The sequence below is a fragment of the Actinoplanes sp. NPDC021490 genome, assembly GCF_055562135.1.
On sequence record NZ_JBVHFW010000017.1, the window covers coordinates 1 to 17,202 of the forward strand.

The 17,202-nt window shown below is 70.7% G+C and carries 17 protein-coding genes and 2 pseudogenes; 11 read left to right on the forward strand and 8 right to left on the reverse strand.

All coding sequences use genetic code 11. From position 1 onward, the window contains the following. Window positions 1–519: 519 nt before the first annotated feature. The 3 genes and pseudogenes from ACZ3I4_RS35005 to ACZ3I4_RS35015 all read right to left on the reverse strand — a co-directional run. A pseudogene (locus tag ACZ3I4_RS35005) lies at window positions 520–1,725 on the reverse strand (MFS transporter); the annotation flags it as partial. A gap of 73 nt (window positions 1,726–1,798) precedes the next feature. Next, window positions 1,799–2,377, reverse strand: a complete 579-nt coding sequence (locus ACZ3I4_RS35010; protein WP_465386373.1) for an isochorismatase family protein — start codon at window positions 2,375–2,377, stop codon at window positions 1,799–1,801. An 11-nt stretch (window positions 2,378–2,388) separates the two neighbouring features. Continuing rightward, the gene (locus ACZ3I4_RS35015; RefSeq protein WP_465386374.1) at window positions 2,389–3,675 is read right to left on the reverse strand and encodes a nicotinate phosphoribosyltransferase; all 1,287 of its coding nucleotides are present in this window, start codon (window positions 3,673–3,675) and stop codon (window positions 2,389–2,391) included. A 105-nt stretch (window positions 3,676–3,780) separates the two neighbouring features. Here ACZ3I4_RS35015 and clpS point away from each other — a divergent pair, with 105 nt between their 5' ends. The 5 genes and pseudogenes from clpS to ACZ3I4_RS35040 all read left to right on the forward strand — a co-directional run bounded on the left by clpS (window position 3,781) and on the right by ACZ3I4_RS35040 (window position 6,535). Then, window positions 3,781–4,071, forward strand: a complete 291-nt coding sequence (clpS, locus tag ACZ3I4_RS35020; RefSeq protein WP_267567274.1) for an ATP-dependent Clp protease adapter ClpS — start codon at window positions 3,781–3,783, stop codon at window positions 4,069–4,071. Between the two features lie 18 nt (window positions 4,072–4,089). Further along, a complete protein-coding gene (locus ACZ3I4_RS35025) occupies window positions 4,090–4,590 on the forward strand; it encodes a DUF2017 domain-containing protein (protein ID WP_465386375.1) in 501 nt (166 codons plus the stop codon). Between the two features lie 47 nt (window positions 4,591–4,637). After that, a pseudogene (locus ACZ3I4_RS35030) lies at window positions 4,638–5,128 on the forward strand (M67 family metallopeptidase). Window positions 5,129–5,207: 79 nt separating this feature from the next. Continuing rightward, on the forward strand, window positions 5,208–5,564 hold the full coding sequence (locus tag ACZ3I4_RS35035) for a MoaD/ThiS family protein (RefSeq protein ID WP_465386376.1): 357 nt from the start codon (window positions 5,208–5,210) through the stop codon (window positions 5,562–5,564). 5 nt (window positions 5,565–5,569) lie between these two features. Continuing rightward, the gene (locus tag ACZ3I4_RS35040) at window positions 5,570–6,535 is read left to right on the forward strand and encodes a PLP-dependent cysteine synthase family protein (RefSeq protein ID WP_465386377.1); all 966 of its coding nucleotides are present in this window, start codon (window positions 5,570–5,572) and stop codon (window positions 6,533–6,535) included. Window positions 6,536–6,543: 8 nt separating this feature from the next. Here the strand turns inward: ACZ3I4_RS35040 and ACZ3I4_RS35045 are convergent, their stop codons facing one another. After that, window positions 6,544–6,954: a hypothetical protein gene (locus ACZ3I4_RS35045; protein WP_465386378.1), complete on the reverse strand. Its 411-nt coding sequence runs from the start codon at window positions 6,952–6,954 to the stop codon at window positions 6,544–6,546. Between the two features lie 261 nt (window positions 6,955–7,215). Between ACZ3I4_RS35045 and ACZ3I4_RS35050 the strand changes: the two genes are divergently transcribed. The 4 genes from ACZ3I4_RS35050 (at window position 7,216) to rdgB (ending at window position 10,650) form a co-directional block, all read left to right on the forward strand. Further along, on the forward strand, window positions 7,216–7,962 hold the full coding sequence (locus ACZ3I4_RS35050) for an MBL fold metallo-hydrolase (RefSeq protein ID WP_465386379.1): 747 nt from the start codon (window positions 7,216–7,218) through the stop codon (window positions 7,960–7,962). A 70-nt stretch (window positions 7,963–8,032) separates the two neighbouring features. Further along, window positions 8,033–9,217, forward strand: a complete 1,185-nt coding sequence (locus ACZ3I4_RS35055) for a glycosyltransferase (RefSeq protein WP_465386380.1) — start codon at window positions 8,033–8,035, stop codon at window positions 9,215–9,217. Window positions 9,218–9,310: 93 nt separating this feature from the next. After that, entirely contained in the window at window positions 9,311–10,039 is a 729-nt protein-coding gene (gene rph, locus ACZ3I4_RS35060; RefSeq protein WP_465386381.1) for a ribonuclease PH, read from the forward strand. Beyond that, complete coding sequence (gene rdgB / locus ACZ3I4_RS35065) at window positions 10,036–10,650, forward strand: RdgB/HAM1 family non-canonical purine NTP pyrophosphatase (protein WP_465386382.1); 615 nt, start codon at window positions 10,036–10,038, stop codon at window positions 10,648–10,650. The genes rph and rdgB overlap by 4 nt, the downstream gene beginning before the upstream one ends. A gap of 179 nt (window positions 10,651–10,829) precedes the next feature. Here rdgB and ACZ3I4_RS35070 read toward each other — a convergent pair whose 3' ends face one another. Continuing rightward, a complete protein-coding gene (locus ACZ3I4_RS35070) occupies window positions 10,830–11,429 on the reverse strand; it encodes a helix-turn-helix domain-containing protein (RefSeq protein ID WP_465386383.1) in 600 nt (199 codons plus the stop codon). A 31-nt stretch (window positions 11,430–11,460) separates the two neighbouring features. Then, window positions 11,461–12,393, reverse strand: a complete 933-nt coding sequence (locus ACZ3I4_RS35075) for an SDR family oxidoreductase (protein WP_465386384.1) — start codon at window positions 12,391–12,393, stop codon at window positions 11,461–11,463. A gap of 140 nt (window positions 12,394–12,533) precedes the next feature. Here ACZ3I4_RS35075 and ACZ3I4_RS35080 point away from each other — a divergent pair, with 140 nt between their 5' ends. Together ACZ3I4_RS35080 and ACZ3I4_RS35085 are read left to right on the forward strand one after the other, a co-directional pair. Continuing rightward, window positions 12,534–12,713 (forward strand): hypothetical protein, encoded by a 180-nt coding sequence (locus ACZ3I4_RS35080; protein ID WP_465386385.1) that lies wholly within the window; start codon window positions 12,534–12,536, stop codon window positions 12,711–12,713. A gap of 157 nt (window positions 12,714–12,870) precedes the next feature. Beyond that, window positions 12,871–13,515 (forward strand): pentapeptide repeat-containing protein, encoded by a 645-nt coding sequence (locus ACZ3I4_RS35085; protein ID WP_465386386.1) that lies wholly within the window; start codon window positions 12,871–12,873, stop codon window positions 13,513–13,515. Here the strand turns inward: ACZ3I4_RS35085 and leuS are convergent. Both leuS and ACZ3I4_RS35095 read right to left on the reverse strand, forming a co-directional pair. Continuing rightward, window positions 13,502–15,877, reverse strand: coding sequence for a leucine--tRNA ligase (gene leuS, locus ACZ3I4_RS35090; protein ID WP_465386387.1), 2,376 nt, complete (start codon window positions 15,875–15,877; stop codon window positions 13,502–13,504). The genes ACZ3I4_RS35085 and leuS overlap by 14 nt on opposite strands. Continuing rightward, on the reverse strand, window positions 15,874–17,193 hold the full coding sequence (locus ACZ3I4_RS35095) for an NAD(P)/FAD-dependent oxidoreductase (protein ID WP_465386388.1): 1,320 nt from the start codon (window positions 17,191–17,193) through the stop codon (window positions 15,874–15,876). Before ACZ3I4_RS35095 ends, leuS begins: the two co-directional genes overlap by 4 nt. Window positions 17,194–17,202: the final 9 nt, after the last annotated feature.

Consider the following 17,202-nt stretch of genomic DNA (forward strand, 5'->3'; position numbering starts at 1 on the left):
GGCCCCCCCCGCGGGCGGCGTACGCGCCGGTGCACGGTGCCCGACTTGCCGGCGGTGGGAGAGGTGGAACAGGAGGCGATCTCCGAGCTCACCCTCGGAACGACCCGGTGGTCAGGGGCGACCGGCTGGGAGGCTGTCTCCGTGGCCCGGCGCGTCGGAATGGGGGCCGCCGGGTGCGGTGGGCTGGTGAGGGATCGGGTTGCCGGCGGTGAGGGAGTCGACGGCTGGGAAGACTGCGGCGGCGCGGGCGGGTTCTGCGGCGCCTGATGTTCCGGTGCTGGCGGTGGGCACCAAGGGAGCGGGCACCGAGGGAGCGGGCACCGAGGGAGCGGCAGGCGCTTCGGTGGCGGAGGGCGCCGCGCTGGAGGACACCGCGCTGGGCGAGGCCACCGCGGCCGACGAGGACGCCGCGGCTGGGGAAGGCACCGCGCTGGAGGGCGCCGCGCCGGGCGAGGGCACCACGCTGGGCGAGGGCACGGCGCTGGGCGAGGGCACCACGCTGGGTGAGGGCACGGCGGTGGGTGAGGGCGCTGCGGTGGGGAGGGCGGCGGCGTCGGAACGGCGGCGGCGTAGTTCGGTGGGGAGGACCAGGAGGGCGATCAGGACGCCGGCGCCGCCGACTGTGACGAAACCCCACGGTGGAGAGAAGGTGTCGGCGGTGAAGCCGGCCAAGGGGCCGCCCAGGGCGACGCCGACCGTGAGGGCCGAGTTGTGCAGGCCCATGGCCTCGCCTCGGGCGGCGGCGGGGATCATGCGGCTGATGGCGTCGGCGGTGGCGGTGATCAAGGGGGCGCAGAGGGCGCCGGCCGGGATGAGGAGCAGGGCGATCAGCCACCAGTGGGCGTGGCCCAGGCCGACCAGCATGGTGGCGACGGCCAGCGGGGCGAGGATGAGCACGGGCGGGAAGGAGCGCTGCATCGTGCCGTAGGCGAAGCCGCCCAGCAGCGAATAGAACGCCCACAGCGACATCACCAGGCCGCTCCAGCCCAGCTCGCCATGGCCACGCAGCACGGCCACCAGGGCCACGTCGGTGCCCGAGAGCACCAGCGTCGCGGCCATGGTCACGAGCAGGACGGCGACGAAGCGCGGGCCCAGCCAGCTGCGCCGGGGGACGCGCTGGCCCGCGGTGATCGGCGCCTCGTGTGCGGCCCGGATCGGCGGGTTGAGCAGCCACAGGCCGACCCCGGAGAGCAGGATGCCGGCGGCCAGCATGAGCATCGCCCAGCGGCCACCGGCCGTCGTGGCGACCAGCACGCCCAGCGCGGGGCCGGCCATGAACGACAGCTCGGTGGAGATCGAGTCGAGGGCGAACGCGGGCAGGCGCTGGGCCTCGGGCGTCAGCGCGCTGATCGACTGGCGGGACACCGAGAACGCCGGCAGCGCCAGGAACCCGCCGATCAGGGCCATGACCAGCAAGGTCCAGTAGGGCGCGGCCTGGGCCAGCGACCAGAACAGGACCTCGGCCACGGTGGTCAGCACGAGCACGAGCCGCAGCCCGCGCCGGTCGATCAGCCGGCCCATGACGGGCGCGCCGACCGAGCCGCCGATCGTGAACGCCGCGCCGATCAGCCCGGCCGCGCCGTAACCCCGCTCGAGGTCGGTGACCACGTGCAGGGTGAGCACGACGGCGCCGGCCGCGATGGGGATGCGCGCCAGCGTCGCCACCGCCAGCAGTGACTTGATGCCGGGCAGAGCGAGCGTGTCACGGTAAGGCTTGAGCCGCATTTCGATCCTGACCTCCGGGGCATCATCCTGCCCCGGGGGTACGACAAAAAACCAACTACTTGATCAGGCAGAATCAGGACGACACGACCGGCGCCCCGGTCGTTTCGATCGACGCGGTGCGGAACTCCTCGAGCGCGGCCGCCGTCGTCCCGGCCGCGACCCCGGCCGTGAGCTCCAGCAACACCGTTGTCGCGAACCCTTCGGACTTGGCGTCCAGCGCGGTCGCGCGTACGCAATGGTCGGTTGCGATGCCCACCAGTTCGACTTCGGTCACATCTCGCTCGCGCAGCCAGGAGGCCAGGGTTTCGCCGTTCTCGGTGTGACCTTCGAAGCCCGAGTACGCCGCCTTGTGCTCGCCCTTGTGGAAGACCGCCTCGACCCGGTCGGTGGCCAGCTCGGGGTGGAAATCGGCGCCCGACGAGCCGACCACGCAGTGCGCCGGCCAGGTGTCGAGATAGTCCGGGTGGTCGCTGAAGTGGTTGCCCGGGTCGATGTGCCAGTCCTTGGTGGCGACCACGTGGTCCCACCGCTCACCGGCCTTGCCCAGCACCAGCGAGATGCCCGCGGCCACGGCGGCGCCGCCGGTGACGGCCAGCGAGCCACCCTCACAGAAGTCGTTCTGAACGTCGACGATGATCAGCGCTCGTGTCACGGGACAAACCCCTAAACGGTCGGGACGATGGTGACGGGGATGGCCGGGTCGCCGGCCGAGAGCTTCAGGCCCTCCCACGGTATCGAGATCAGGCACTGGCGCAGGTGCTCGCGGGATTCGGCCAGGGTGGGCAGCTCGGCCACCTCGCCGCCGGCGATGTACGAGTGCTGCAGGAGCCGGTCGTTGGGGGAGTGGTCGGGCACACCCTGCGACACCACGATCTCTTCGGTCGCCGTGCCCGTGGGCTTGTGCCGGCGTACGGCCGTCTTGCGCCCGCCCACCGTCGCCTTGTTCTCCGAGCGCTTGACCACCGGGCGCCCCTCGACCTCGACGAGCTTGTAGACCAGGCCCGCGGTGGGCGCGCCCGACCCGGTGACGACCGCGGTGCCCGCGCCGTACATGTCGACGGGCTCGGCGGCCAGCGTGGCGATCGCGTACTCGTCCATGTCGCCGGAGACGACGATCTTGGTCTCGGTCGCGCCGAGCGAGTCGAGCAGCTCGCGCGAGTGCTGGGCCAGCACCGACAGGTCGCCGGAGTCGATGCGGACGGCGCGCAGGTCGGGCCCGGCCACCGCGATCGCGTTGCGGATGCCCTGACCGATGTCGTACGTGTCGACCAGCAGGGTGGTGTTCTTGCCGAGCGCGGCCACCTGGGAGGCGAACGCGGCCGGCTCGTTGTCGTGCAGCAGCGTGAACGCGTGGGCCGAGGTGCCGGTCGTGGGTATGCCGTAGAGCGCCCCCGCGGCCAGGTTGGAGGTCGACGCGAACCCGGCCAGATAGGCGGCCCGGGCAGCGGCGACGGCCGACTCCTCGTGCGTACGCCGGGAGCCCATCTCGATGATCGGCCGGCCCCGCGCCGCGGTCACCATGCGGGCCGCCCCCGCCGCCACCGCGCTGTCGTGGTTGAGCACCGACAGGATCAGCGTCTCGAGCACCACGCACTCGGCGAACGTGCCGGAGATCGTCATGATCGGCGAGCCCGGGAAGAAGAGCTCGCCCTCCGCGTAACCGTCGATGTCGCCCGAGAAGCGATAGTCGGCCAGCCACTTCGCGGTCGTCTCGTCGACGATGCCCGCTCCGCGCAGGAAGTCGATCTCGGCCGCGCCGAAGCGGAAGTCCCGGATGAGTTCGATCAGGCGGCCCGGGCCGGCCACCACGCCGTAGCGCCGGCCGCCGGGCAGGCGGCGGGCGAAGACTTCGAACACGCACTGCCGGTCGGCCGTGCCGTCCTGGAGGGCGGCGCTGATCATGGTCAGCTCGTACTGATCGGTCATCAGCGCAGGGGCGAAGGAGTTCACGAACCCACCCTATTGCGCCCGGCGGCCCCTTACGAACCGCGGCGTGACCTGCGGATCAGCGTTCCGGTTCACCGATGCGGCGTAACCGGTGGCACCATGGTGGGCATGGCGCTGCCACAGGTCGCTCCCATCGAGAGCCCCGAGATCGAGGAGGCACCCGCCGATGATCGTCCCTGGGTCACGATCGTCTGGGATGATCCGGTCAACCTCATGTCGTACGTGACCTGGGTTTTTCAGAAGATATTCGGCTACTCGAAAGAGAAGGCCGAGGCCCTGATGCTCGACGTGCACAACAAGGGCCGGGCGGTGGTCAGCTCCGGTGCGCGCGAGCGCATGGAGATGGACGCCAACCAGCTGCACGGATACGGTCTCTGGGCGACGGTGGACCGGGATTGACACCGCGGGAGAGAGAAGATGTTCCGACGCAACGGCAGCCAGTGCGTGGCCACCTTCGCGGTAGACGAGGTGCGCGTTCTGCGCAAGGTCGCCGGTGAGGTGGTCGGCCTGCTGACCGACGGCATGGATCACACCGATCCGGTCGTCAGCCGGCTCTTCCCCGACATCTATCCGGATCAGCCGGACGACTCGGCCGAGTTCCGGCTCTACACCGAGGGCGACCTCAAGACCGGCAAGATCGATCAGGCCGGCGCGATCCTCGCCGCCCTGCCCGACGAGGGCGAGGGCGAGGTCCGGCTGGACGGGGAGGCCGCCGAGGCCTGGCTGCGCGCGATCAACGACGCGCGCCTGGCTATGGGCACCCGCCTCGACATCCAGGCCGACACCGACCTGGGCGACGAGCTGGACGCCGCGGTGCTGCACGACCCCGGTTCCAGCCGGGTCTTCCAGCTCAGCGTGTACGCCTATCTCGGCTACCTACAGGAGTCCCTGCTCAACGCGCTGCCCGAAATCGAGTGAGAGCCGCCACGTCGGGTTCCGGGAAATCTCACGGTAATGTGAACAGCGTGCTGACCATCGACAGCGCGATCGTCGACGCGATCGTCGCCCACGCCCGCCGGGACCACCCCGACGAGGCCTGTGGTGTCGTCGCGGGCCCGATCGGCAGCGACCTGCCGACCCGGCTCATCCCGATGGACAACGCGGCCCGGTCGATGACGTTCTACGAGTTCGACTCCATGGAGCAGCTGCGCGTGTGGCGCGAGATGGACGACAACGACGAGGAACCGGTGGTGATCTACCACTCGCACACGGCCACCGAGGCTTATCCGTCGCGTACGGACATCTCGTTCGCCGGGGAGCCGGGCGCGCACTATCTGCTCGTCTCCACACGTGAGCCGGACTCGGAAGAGATCCGCTCGTTCCGCATAGTGGACGGCGTGGTCACCGAGGAAGAGATCAACATCGTGGATGCGACGGTGGACGCGTGATGGCGATCGCTGTGCAGTCGTACATGTTCGGGCAGAGCCCGGTGTCGGTGTTCTACGAGTGTCGCTGACGAATTGGCTTCTGCCAGCTCGGCCGCTCGTTGAACGACCCTGCCCTCAGTTCGACCTTCCTTTTGGAGTCTCACAGCCATGGCTATCGAAGTTCGCATCCCCACCATCCTGCGCAGCTACACCGGCGGCGCGAAGATCGTCGAGGGGTCCGGCGACACGCTGACCGCCCTCTTCGACAACCTGGACGCCCAGCACAAGGGCCTCAAGGGACGCCTCATCACTCCCGAGGGCGGCCTGCACAAGTTCGTCAACGTCTACGTCAACGACGAGGACGTCCGCTTCCTCGGCGCGCTCGAGGCCAAGCTCAACGACGGTGACTCGATCACCATCCTGCCGGCCGTGGCCGGTGGCGCGCTGGGCTTCGTCGCGGCCGCGGCCCTGCTGGGCCGCCCGTCCAACCGCCCCGCCACCGCCCCTGACCAGACTGAAGGCTGAGTTCCTTGGCTCGCTTCGAGAGCCTCTTGGACGCCTGCGGGGGCACGCCGCTCGTCGGCCTGCCCCGCCTGTCGCCGACGGTGCCCGATGGGGCACCGCCGGTGCGGCTGTGGGCCAAGCTGGAGGACCGCAACCCGACCGGCAGCATCAAGGACCGGGCCGCGCTGTTCATGGTGCGCGAGGCCGAGGAGTCGGGGCACCTGCACCCGGGTGACACCATCCTCGAGCCGACCAGCGGCAACACCGGCATCGCCCTGGCCATGGTGGCCAAACTGCGGGGTTACCGCCTGGTCTGCGTGATGCCCGAGAACGTGTCGGCCGAGCGCATCCAGCTGCTCCGCATGTACGGCGCCGAGATCATCTTTTCGCCGGCCGCGGGCGGGTCCAACCAGGCCGTCGCCACCGCGAAGCAGATCGCCGCGGAGCACCCCGACTGGAAGATGCTGTTCCAGTACGGCAACCCGGCCAACGCCCGCGCGCACTACGAGACGACCGGTCCCGAGCTGCTGCACGACCTGCCGACGATCACGCATTTCGTAGCCGGCCTGGGCACCACCGGCACGCTGATGGGCACCGGGCGCTTTCTCAAGGAGAAGGTCGACGGCATTCAGATCGTCGCCGCCGAGCCGCGCTACGGCGAACTCGTGTACGGGCTGCGCAACATCGACGAGGGTTACGTGCCCGAGCTGTACGACGCGAGCGTGCTCGACCGCCGTTTCTCGGTCGGCACGCGCGACGCCGTCCTGCGCACCCGTCAGCTCGTCGAGGTCGAGGGCATCTTCGCCGGGTTCTCCAGCGGCGCTATCCTGCACGCCGCGCTGGCCGTCGCGCACGAGGCGGTCAAGGCCGGCCGCCGCGCCGACGTGGCCTTCGTCATCTGCGACGGCGGGTGGAAATACCTTTCGACCGGCGCGTACGGCGGCACCCTGAACGACGCCGAAGAAGCCCTCGACGGGCAGCTCTGGGCTTAGGAATACCGCTAATAGAGCGCCGCGATCAGCACGTCGATCGCGAGTGGCCCGGCTGAGCAGGCGATCAGCAGCCAGGGCAGGACAGGGCGGTGGATCGACAGGAACGAGCCCACCGCCAATGCCACACTCAGCAGCCCGAATAGGGCGAGCGTGGGCACGTACCAGAATGCCGCGCCCCCGATGACGGTAACCAATGCCGTTACTCCGACACCCATGCCGGTCAGGCCGAGTCCGGTCGCCAAGAGCGCCATCGTCAGGACCCGTACGGTGCTCGGTGCCGGATCATCCGGGGCCGGAAAACGAAAAAGAGTTTCGTCCTCCGGAGAATCCGTCCCGTCCGGTGTACTCTCCCAGCCACCGAACGGCATGATCGCTGCCGCCTCGGTGCGCGTGGTGCGGTCCTTCTCGACCGTGGTCACGCTGCCTCCGCCTGTTGCGTCTTTGAAAGTCCTCACTTTGTGCAACGCAAACGACTCACCGGACGTAACGGGAATTGCGCTAATGGCCGAGGTCACGGGCGGTGTGATGTACGTTGTCGATTTAGCGACAAATCGATCAGACGTTTACATGGCGCGCAGGTCCCGGCGTACGCTTCGCTCCGTGATTGACTGGTCTGAGGACGTCAGCACGGACCGGTCGGGCGGGGCGTGTTCGACCCAGCGTGAGCCAAAGGGACCCGCATGCGACTGACCGTTCTCGGCTGTGCCGGCAGTTTTCCCGGCCCCGAGTCGGCGTGTTCCGCCTATCTCGTCGAGGCTGAGGGCTTCCGGCTGCTGATCGATTTCGGCTCGGGTTCGCTGTCGGCGCTCCAGCGCTACTCCGACATGACGAAGATCGACGCAATCATGCTCACGCATCTGCACTGCGATCACATGCTGGACGCGTGCACTTACATCGTGGTCCGTCGTTACGACCCGGCCGGTCCGTTGCCGCCGGTGCCCGTCTATGCCCCGCTGGGTGCGGCCGAGCGCATCTCCGCCGCGTACAGCCAGGACAACGAGCCGGTCGACGATGTGTACACGTTCTACGGACTGCAGCCGGGGACGTTTCCGATCGGTCCCTTCTCGATCACGGTCGACCGGGTCAACCATCCGATCGAGACCTATGGCGTACGCATCGAGCAGGGCGGGCGGGTTCTGGCGTACTCCTCGGACACCGCGCCGTGCGAACCGCTGCTCCGACTCGCCGCCGGAGCGGATTTGTTTCTGTGTGAGGCGAGCTACCTTGACGGCGCCGACAATCCCCCTGGCCTGCACCTCACGGGCGGTGAGGCGGGCGAGGCGGCCACCAAGGCGGACGTCGGCAAGCTGCTGCTGACCCATCTCGTGCCCGCATGGGTCAGTGAGGCATCTATTGTGGATGCCGCCGTGGCCGCTTTTGCGGGACCGGTTGAGGTCGTGCGTCCGGGTGCCCGCTACGATCTCTAAGCCCTAGACCGGGGCGGGGGCACGGTCGGAGCACGAGAGCACCAGCGGATCGTGATCTTGGAGTTGTTGGATGCGCATTGTTCGCCTGGCCAACTTCGTGACAGCCCATTCGGGTGGCCTGCGGACAGCTCTCCGTAATCTCGGTGAGGGCTACCAGCATGCCGGTCACGAGGCGGTGCTGATCGTTCCCGGACGCGAACGGTCCGACAAGATGACCTCGCAGGGACGCGTCATCACGCTGCCCAGCGCACCCCTCCCGCGTACGGGGGGATATCGGGTCATGACCGGCCGCCGCGAGCTCACGCAGCTGCTCGACGAGCTGGAGCCCGACCGTCTCGAGGTGTCCGACCGGACCAGCCTGCGCTGGACCGGCGGCTGGGCCCGCAACCGTGGCGTCGGCTCGGTGATGGTGTCGCACGAGAGCCTGGCCGGCCTGCTCGGCGTCTGGGGCGTGCCCAAGCGCGACGCCGTGGCCGACAAGTTCAACCTGCGTACGGCCGAGTTCTTCGACCAGATCATCTGCACCACCTCGTTCGCCGCGGCCGAGTTCCGCCGTCTGGGCGTGCCCAACCTGACCGAGGTGCCGCTCGGCGTCGACCTCGACGGGTTCCACCCGTCCAAGCGCGACGAGAGCGTCCGCGCGCGCTACGCCCGTCCCGGCGAGCTGCTGGTCGCGTTCGCCAGCCGGCTCTCCGGCCAGAAACGCCCTGAGCTCGCCGTGGACACGATCGCGGCGCTGCGCAACGACAAGGTGCCCGCCGTGCTCGCGGTGGCCGGAGACGGCGTACGGCGGGCCGCGCTGGCCTATCGCGCCGCCCGCCTGCCCGTACGGTTCACCGGTCACATCGCCGAGCGGTCGGCCGTGGCCGCGCTGCTGGCGAGCGCCGACGTGGTGCTGGCTCCCGGCCCGGTCGAGACGTTCGGCATGACCGCGCTCGAGGCGCTGGCCTGCGGCACGCCCGTCGTGGTCAACGAGACCAGCGCCCTGCCCGAGGTGGTGGGTGACGGTGGAGTCGCCGTCCCCGGCACCCCGGAGGGCTTCGCCGAGGGCGTACGCCGGCTGATGGAGCGCCCCGAGGCCGACCGCCGGGCGGCCGCGCGCGCCCAGGCCGAGCACTTCGGATGGCCGCAGGCGGTCGACGGCTTCCTGCGGGCCCACGGCGCGCTGTCCGAGGTGGCGCTGGCCGGGCGGCAGCGGCCGACCGCGGTGCTGCGTCCGGCCGTGCCCCGGCCGGCCGGTCCGACGCTGGGCTGAGACGGGCCCCGGGTTATCCACAGGGTGCCCGACTTATCCACAGGCGGTGGGGCGGGCGCAGCGCATGGGCCCCGGGCCTAATAAGGTTCTCCCATGGCACGCCCCGACGGCCGCTCGGCCGACCAACTGCGCCCGGTGACCCTGACCCGGCACTGGAGCATCCACCCCGAGGGGTCGGTGCTCGTCGAGTTCGGCAACACGCGCGTGCTCTGCACGGCCAGCGTCACCGAGGGCGTCCCGCGCTGGCGCAAGGGCTCCGGCCTCGGCTGGGTCACCGCGGAATATTCGATGCTGCCCCGCGCCACCAACACGCGCGGCGACCGCGAGAGCATCAAGGGCAAGGTGGGCGGGCGCACGCATGAGATCTCCCGCCTGATCGGCCGCAGCCTGCGCGCCGCCATCGACCTCAAGGCGCTCGGCGAAAACTCGATCGTCCTCGACTGCGACGTGCTGCAGGCCGACGGCGGCACCCGCACGGCCGCGATCACCGGGGCCTACGTCGCGCTGCACGACGCGGTGGGCTGGCTGGCCGGACGCAAGTCGCTGGCCGGCAAGGTGGAAAAGGTCATGCACCGGTCGATTCAGGCGGTCAGCGTGGGCATCGTCGAGGGCGAGCCCCGCCTCGACCTGATGTATCTCGAGGACGTCGCGGCCGAGGTCGACATGAACGTGGTGTGCACCGGCGACGGCGACTTCGTCGAGGTGCAGGGCACGGGGGAGAACGGCGTCTTCCGCCGCGACCAGATGGACGCGCTGCTCGACCTCGCCCTCGTCGGCACCGCCGAGCTGGCCGCCGCACAGCAGAAGGCGTTGGCATCATGAGCGCCAAGCTGCTGCTCGCCACGGCGAACAAGAAGAAGCTGGTCGAGCTTCAGCGCATCCTCGACTCGTCGCTCGGCACCAACCGCATCGAGCTGGTCGGGCTGGCCAATTTCGAGGGCTATCCCGACGTGCCCGAGACCGGGCTGACCTTCGGGGAAAATGCGCTGATCAAGGCGCGCGAGGGGGCCAAGCGCACCGGCCTGCCCACGGTGGCCGACGATTCCGGCCTCGCGGTCGACGCCCTCAACGGCATGCCCGGGGTGTTCAGCGCCCGCTGGTCCGGCCGCCACGGCGACGACGAGGCCAATCTCGACCTCGTGCTGGCCCAGATCTCCGATGTCTCCGACGAGCAGCGGGGTGGCGCGTTCGTGTGCGCGGCGGCGCTCGTGCTGCCCAACGGCCGCGAGCATCTGGTCGAGGGGCGCCAGGCGGGCCGCATTCTGCGCGCGCGCCGGGGCGAGGGCGGGTTCGGCTACGACCCGATCTTCCAGGGCGATGGCCAGAACAGAACCAATGCCGAGCTGTCGCCGGCCGAGAAGGATGCGATCAGCCACCGGGGCAAGGCGTTCCGCGAGCTCTCCAAGGTCATCGCCCGAGAGGTGACGAACTAAGGCCGGCCCGATTGTCGCGCAGGCCAATCCGCGGAAGCACGCGGAGCGGGAGTGCGCGTGGGCTGATCCGCGGGCGTGCGCGTGGGCTGACCCGCGGGCGTGCGCCTGGGCTGACCCCGCGGGCGTGCGCGGAGCGGGAGTGCGCTTGGGCTCATCCGCGGTAGTGCGCGGATGCGAGGTCAGGCGTGGGGGCGGATGCCGTCGAGGGCCAGCGTTACCAGGCGGGCCGCCTCGGCGTCGGCGTCGGGGCTGCCCTCGGTGGCCAGGGAGACGGCGTTGACCAGCGTGAGCAGGTCGATGATGGTCACCTCGGGGCGCACCGCCCCGGCGGCCTGGGCCGGGCGCAGCAACTGGTCGCCGGCCTCGACCAGCATGGCCTCGCAGGTGCCGACGGCGGCAGTGTGGGTGCCGCCGAGCAGCGACTTGGCCAGTCCCCGCGTGACGGCGCCGTAGGAGGCGAGCGAACGCAGCCAGCCGGTCAGCGCCTGCCCGGCGGCCGCCTCGTCGTTCTTCGCGTTCCGGTCGCTCGCCCCGGCCGGGGCGGTGGTGCTCACCGTGGCGGCCAGCTCGCGTGCCTGGTCGCACAGGGCCACTACGCGGTCGTGGAAGACCGCCTCGAGCAGGGCCTGCCGGCTCGGGAAGTGACGATGCAGGGTGGCCGAGCCGACCCCGGCCCGGCGAGCGATCTCCTCCAGCGAGGCCTCGGCGCCCGCGCGGGCCACCTCGGCCTCGGCCGCGGCCAGGATCTGCTCGTAGTTGCGCCGGGCGTCGGCCCGCATCGGTCGGCTGGCTCCTCCCACGCCCCGGAGCCTAGTGGGTCATGAAAGCGGCCACCCCCATGGCGGTCCCCAGCTGCTCGGCGGCCTCGGCCGAGGCGCGGCTCAAGGTTTGTGCCGGTTCGAACTGGCCGGCCGGGGCGACCACCGTCCGGTGCGGGCGGTCGTCGCTCTCGACCAGCTTCACCACCGCGTCGGCCACCTCGGCCGGATCGCCGCCGGTCTGGGCCGAGCGCTGGACGATCGCGTTGGTGAAGGCGCCGAACGCCTCGCCGTAGACGCCCAGCCGGGCGGTGTCGGCCGGCATCGCGGCGTTGAGGCCGATGCTGGTCGGGTAGGACGCGGCGTCGATGATCACCGACTCGATCCCGTACGGCGCCAGCTCGTGCCGCCACGCCTCGGTCAGGCTTTCGAGGGCGGATTTGCTGGCCGCGTAGAGGCCGGTGAACGGCGTCGTCACCAGGCCGGCCAGCGAACCGATCTGGATCAGCAGGCCGCGGCCCCGGTCGCGCAGGTGCGGCAGGGCGGCCCGGTTCACGCGCAGCGCGCCCAGCACGTTGACGTCGAACTGCCGCTGCGCCTCCTCGGCGGTGAACGCCTCGAGCGGCCCGGGGAAGATCATCCCGGCGTTGTTGACGACGACGTCGATCCGGCCGGCCACGGCCATGATCTCGGTCACCGCCCGGTCGGCCGAGGACTGGTCGGTGACGTCCAGCTCGACGACGCGGAGAGACCCGCCGGAAGGGGCGCTCAGCTCGGCTGCAGCCCGGGCGTTTTGTTCGGAAGGGGCTGCGGGCTGGGCGATTTGGTGGGAAAGGGCGCTGAGCTCGGCGGCGGCCTGGGCGTTTCGTCCCGCCACATCGCGCAAACCGGCGAAAACCGTGTGTCCGCGCCGGGCCAGCGCCTCCGCTGTCAGCCGCCCGAACCCACTGCTTGCGCCGGTCACCAGCACTACGGACTCGCTCATCCGGTCCTCCTCAGGATAAAATGGGGCACCACCCCGTTTCGTGATCACCTTAAACGGAGGGGCCCCCCATTTGTCAACGAGCGCGTCTTTGTTGAAAGTGGGAGTATTGGAGGCCGGGCCGAGAGCAACTGGGGGAAGTCATGCAGCTGAGGTTCGCCGCGCTCTTTGCGGCCACGGTGCTCGTTGCGTTGTCCGTCGTGTTCGCGGCCAAGCCGATCGGCGGCGCCTCCACCACCACTCCGGCCGCCGCCGAGACGGCGACATATGTCGTGGTCGAGCCCCGGTCCGTCGACTGCCCGTGGGAGTCCTCGGCCGCGTGAGGTCTATGTCGCGTTCGTAGACCACCGGATCGCCCCGGCCGCACGAGACCACGAGCTACGCCGGCAGCTGTCTGTCCCCGGCGGCGTGCGGGCTATGTCGTGTCCGGGCCCCCGGCGGCTGTCCGTTCACGGTTGCGTGAGGCCTACGATGCGCCTCATGGAAAGCCTCCACGACCTCCCGTACGCCCAACATCTGCGCCCCTGGGACGAGGAACTCGGGCGGGACGGTGACCACACCGAGGTGCACATCGACGGCGCCGAGTTCGACGAGGCGGGGGCGAGCGGCTCCCGCTTCTCCGAGAGCGCCTTCACCTCGGTCACCTTCACCGGCGGCGACTTCGGGCACGTACGCCTGAACGATGTGTGGATCTCGAAGAGCCGGTGGATCGGCGGCACCTGGGCCGAGACCGACCTGATCAACGTGTCGATTCTCGACGGGGTGCTCGCGGGCGTGCAGGCGTACGCGTCGCAGTGGCGCCGGGTCGTGGTGCGCGACTGCAAGATCGACAGCCTGAATCTGCGGGGTTCGCGGCTGCAGGACGTGGAGTTCCGCGACTGCGACCTCTCGGAGGTCGACTTCGGGCAGGCCACGCTGGTCGGCGTGACGTTTCCCGGCTCGTCGATCCGGCGGGCCCGCTTCACCGCGGCCACGGTCAAGAAGCTCGACCTGCGCGGCGCGCGCACGCTCGACGTGGCCGAGGGGTGGGACTCGCTGCGCGGCGCCGTCATCGACAGCAATCAGCTGATGGAGTCGGCCGCCGGGCTCGCACACACCCTCGGCATCACCGTCAAGGACCGCTGACCACCAGGTTGACCAGCTGCGGCGGCCGCACGATCGTGCGGGTCACCGTGCACCCGGCGGCCGCGGGGGAGGCCAGGGCCAGCGCGATCAGGTCGTCGGAGGTGATGTCGGCCGGCACCTCCAGGCGGTCGCGCAGCTTGCCGTTCACCTGCAACGCGCAGATCACCGTCTGTTCGGCGGCCAGCAGGGGGTCAATCGCCGGCCATCCGGCCCGGGCCACCCCGGGCGAATGGCCCAGGCGCGCCCACATCTCTTCCGCCGTGTATGGCGCGAACAGCGACAACACCACGGTGAGGGCCTCGACCGCCTCGCGTACGGCCGGGTCGGAGGTCAGCCCGTCGTCGATCGCCCGGCGGGCCGCGTTGGCCAGTTCCATCGCGCGGGCCACGACCACGTTGAGCCGGCGCTCCTCCATCAGCTCGGTGATCACGCGCAGCAGCCGATGAGTGGTGCGGCGCAGACGATCGTGGCCCGGGCCGGTGGCCACGGACGCGCCCACGTCGGAGGCCAGGCGCAAGGCGCGGCTCAGGAAGCGTACGGATCCCGCCGGTGACAGGTCGGCCCAGTCGATGTCGTCCTCCGGCGGACCGGCGAACACCATGGTCAGCCGGACCGCGTCGACGCCGTACGTGTCGATCTGCTCGCTCAGGTCGACCATGTTGCCCTTGGACTTGCTCATCGCGGCGCCGTTCAGGATCACGTGCCCCTGCGTCATCAGCCGCCGGAACGGCTCCCCGAAATCGATCAGCTCCAGGTCACGCAGCACCTTCGTGAAGAACCGGACGTACAGCAGGTGCAGCACGGCATGCTCGGAACCGCCCACATACTGGTCGACCGGCATCCATCGCCGCACGGCCGCGGGATCGAACGGCCCTTCCTCGTACGCCGGGGAGCAGTACCTCAGGAAGTACCACGACGAATCGACGAACGTGTCCATCGTGTCGGTGTCGCGTTCGGCCGGCCCGCCGCAGCGCGGGCAGTCGACCTCCACCCAGTCGCGGGCCGCGGCCAGGGGCGACACGTCGCCGGGGGCGAGGGCGTCCCCGCGCAGGTCGGGCAGCAGCACCGGCAGTTGGTCGTCGGGCACCGGCACTGTTCCGCACGTTCCGCAGTGCACAACCGGGATCGGGCAGCCCCAGAACCGCTGCCGCGACACCAGCCAGTCCCGCAGCCGGTAGGTCACGCCACCCCGGCCGACACCGCGCGCCTCGGCCTCGGCGACGACCCGGGCCGCGGCCGCCTCGCGGTCCAGCCCGTCCAGGAAGTCCGGTGTCGCGATCGACTCCGGGGCGGGGCCGGCCACCGGGCGTACGGGCAGATCGTAGGCCCGGGCGAACTCCAGATCGCGCTGGTCGTGCGCGGGCACGGCCATGATCGCGCCGGTGCCGTAGCCGGCCAGCACGTAGTCGGCGGCCCAGATCGGCAGCGGCTCGCCGGTGAACGGATGCCGGCCGTAGGCGCCCAGGAAGACGCCGCTCGGGGCGCGTCCGGCCGCCGTGCGATCGATTTCGGACATGGCCCGTACGCGGGAAACGTGGGCCTCGAACTCGGGACGCTGCCCGGCCGAGCACAGCGACGATGCCGGCGGGGAATCGGGCGCCACCACCAGGAACGTCGCCCCGAAGACCGTGTCGGGGCGGGTGGTGAACACCTCGAACGGGCCGAAGTCCAGGTAGGCGCCCGTCGACCGGCCGATCCAGTTGCGCTGCATCGTCAGCACCGGCGCCGGCCAGTGCCCCTCCAGCTCGGCCATGTCGTCGAGGAGCTGTTCCGCGTACGCCGTGATGGTCAGGAACCACTGGGTCAGCTCGCGCTTGGTCACCGCCGAGCCGCACCGCTCGCACCGACCGGCGATCACCTGCTCGTTGGCCAGCACCGTGCGGTCGACCGGGCACCAGTTGACCGCCGCCCGCCGCCGCACGGCCAGGTCGCGTTCGAGGAACCGCAGGAACAGCCATTGCGTCCAGCGGTAGTAGGACGGGTCGCTGGTGTGCAGCCGCGTCCGCCAGTCGACCGAGGTCGCGTACCGCCGGAACGACTCCGCCTGCGTCTCGATGTTCGCGTACGTCCAGTCGGCCGGGTGTGTGCCCCGCCGGATCGCCGCGTTCTCGGCCGGCAGCCCGAACGAGTCCCACCCCACCGGGTGCAGCACGTCGTAGCCCTGCTGGATCCAGAAGCGCGCCACGGCGTCACCCAGCGCGTACGCCTCGGCGTGCCCCATGTGCAGGTCACCGGACGGATAGGCGAACATGTCGACGAGCGAGCGACGGGGACCGTCCGTGGCGCCGGCAGCGAAAAGGCCGAGCGACTCCCAGACTCCTCGCCACCGCCGCTGCATCGCCTCGAAGTCGTAGTCGCTCATGAACGGAGACGTTCCCGCGCCTTCCGCAGGACGCGCAACGTAAATTCCGGCCGGGTGAGCACCGACGGCGGGTCGACCAGGTGCTGGACCCGCGCGAACGCGCGGTTGATGTCGGCGTCGATCTGCGAGGCGTACGCGATCCGCCGCGAATACCAGTTCCGCAGCCGGATCGCCCGGGGCCGCGGTCCGGTCGTCTGCGGATAGACGAAGTCGCCGCCCACCGCGAACTGCCACGGCGTCTTCACGATCTCGGCCACCCGGCCGTAGTAGTCGCGGGCCATGGCCGAGGTGGCCTGCCGATCGTGCCGGTCGAGCGTGCCGCCCAGGGCCGCCGCGGACATGGCGGCGCAGGTCATCCCCTGGCCGTAGATCGGGTTGAAGCTGCACACGGCGTCACCCACCGCCACGTAGCCGGCCGGGGGCGACTCCAGCCGCTCGAAGAGGCGCCGCCGGCTGGACGGGAACCGGGACACCACCGGGTCGCCGAGCGGTTCGGCCCGGCTCATCACCTCGGCCACGACCGGGTCGGGCAGCTCCCGCGCGTGCCGTTCCAGCGACTCGGCGTCGGCCGGCGGGTCGGCCAGATGCCACCCGCCGATCCCGATCAGCCACCGGTCGCCCTCGATCGGCAGCACCAGACCGGCCATCCGTTCCTGGGGTGCGGTCGGCAGCACGAAGGCGGCCTCCCAGCCGGGCAGGTCGCCCGGGCGGCGACGATAGATCCGGGTCGAGTAGGCCACGCCGACCTTCACCTCGAGCGGATCCGGCGCGGGCAGGCCGAGCGCGGCCAGCCACCGGTCGGAGCGGGCGCCGCGGCCGCTGCAGTCGGCCACCAGCTCGGCCTCGAGGGTCTCGCCGGTGTCGAGGACGACGCCGGTGACTCCGGCCGCCGACCCGGTCAGGCCGGACACCGCGACCCGGTCACGCACCTCCACCCCGGGCAGCGCGGTCACGCGGCGCCGCAGCACGGCCTCGAGCTGCGGACGACTGACCGACACCAGGTCCATGCCGGTGGGTGCGGCCGGCCAGCGCCGCCCGAGCCGGTAGGTGCACAGGCCCAGACCGGTGTCGAACCGGGAGCCGCCCACCTCGACCAGCTCCTGCTCGAGGCCGGGGAACAGCGCGGCCAGCTCGAGGCGGCCGGAGACCAGCAGGATGTGCGGCGCCGCGCCCTGCGGGACGCCCCGGCGCGGCGTCGCGTCGCCGGGCAACGTGTCCCGGTCGAGCACGGTCACCCGCGCGTATCGCTCACTGAGCACGCGGGCCGCGGCCAGCCCGGCCATGCTCGACCCGATCACCACTGCACGGTCGTCCACAGTGGCAGG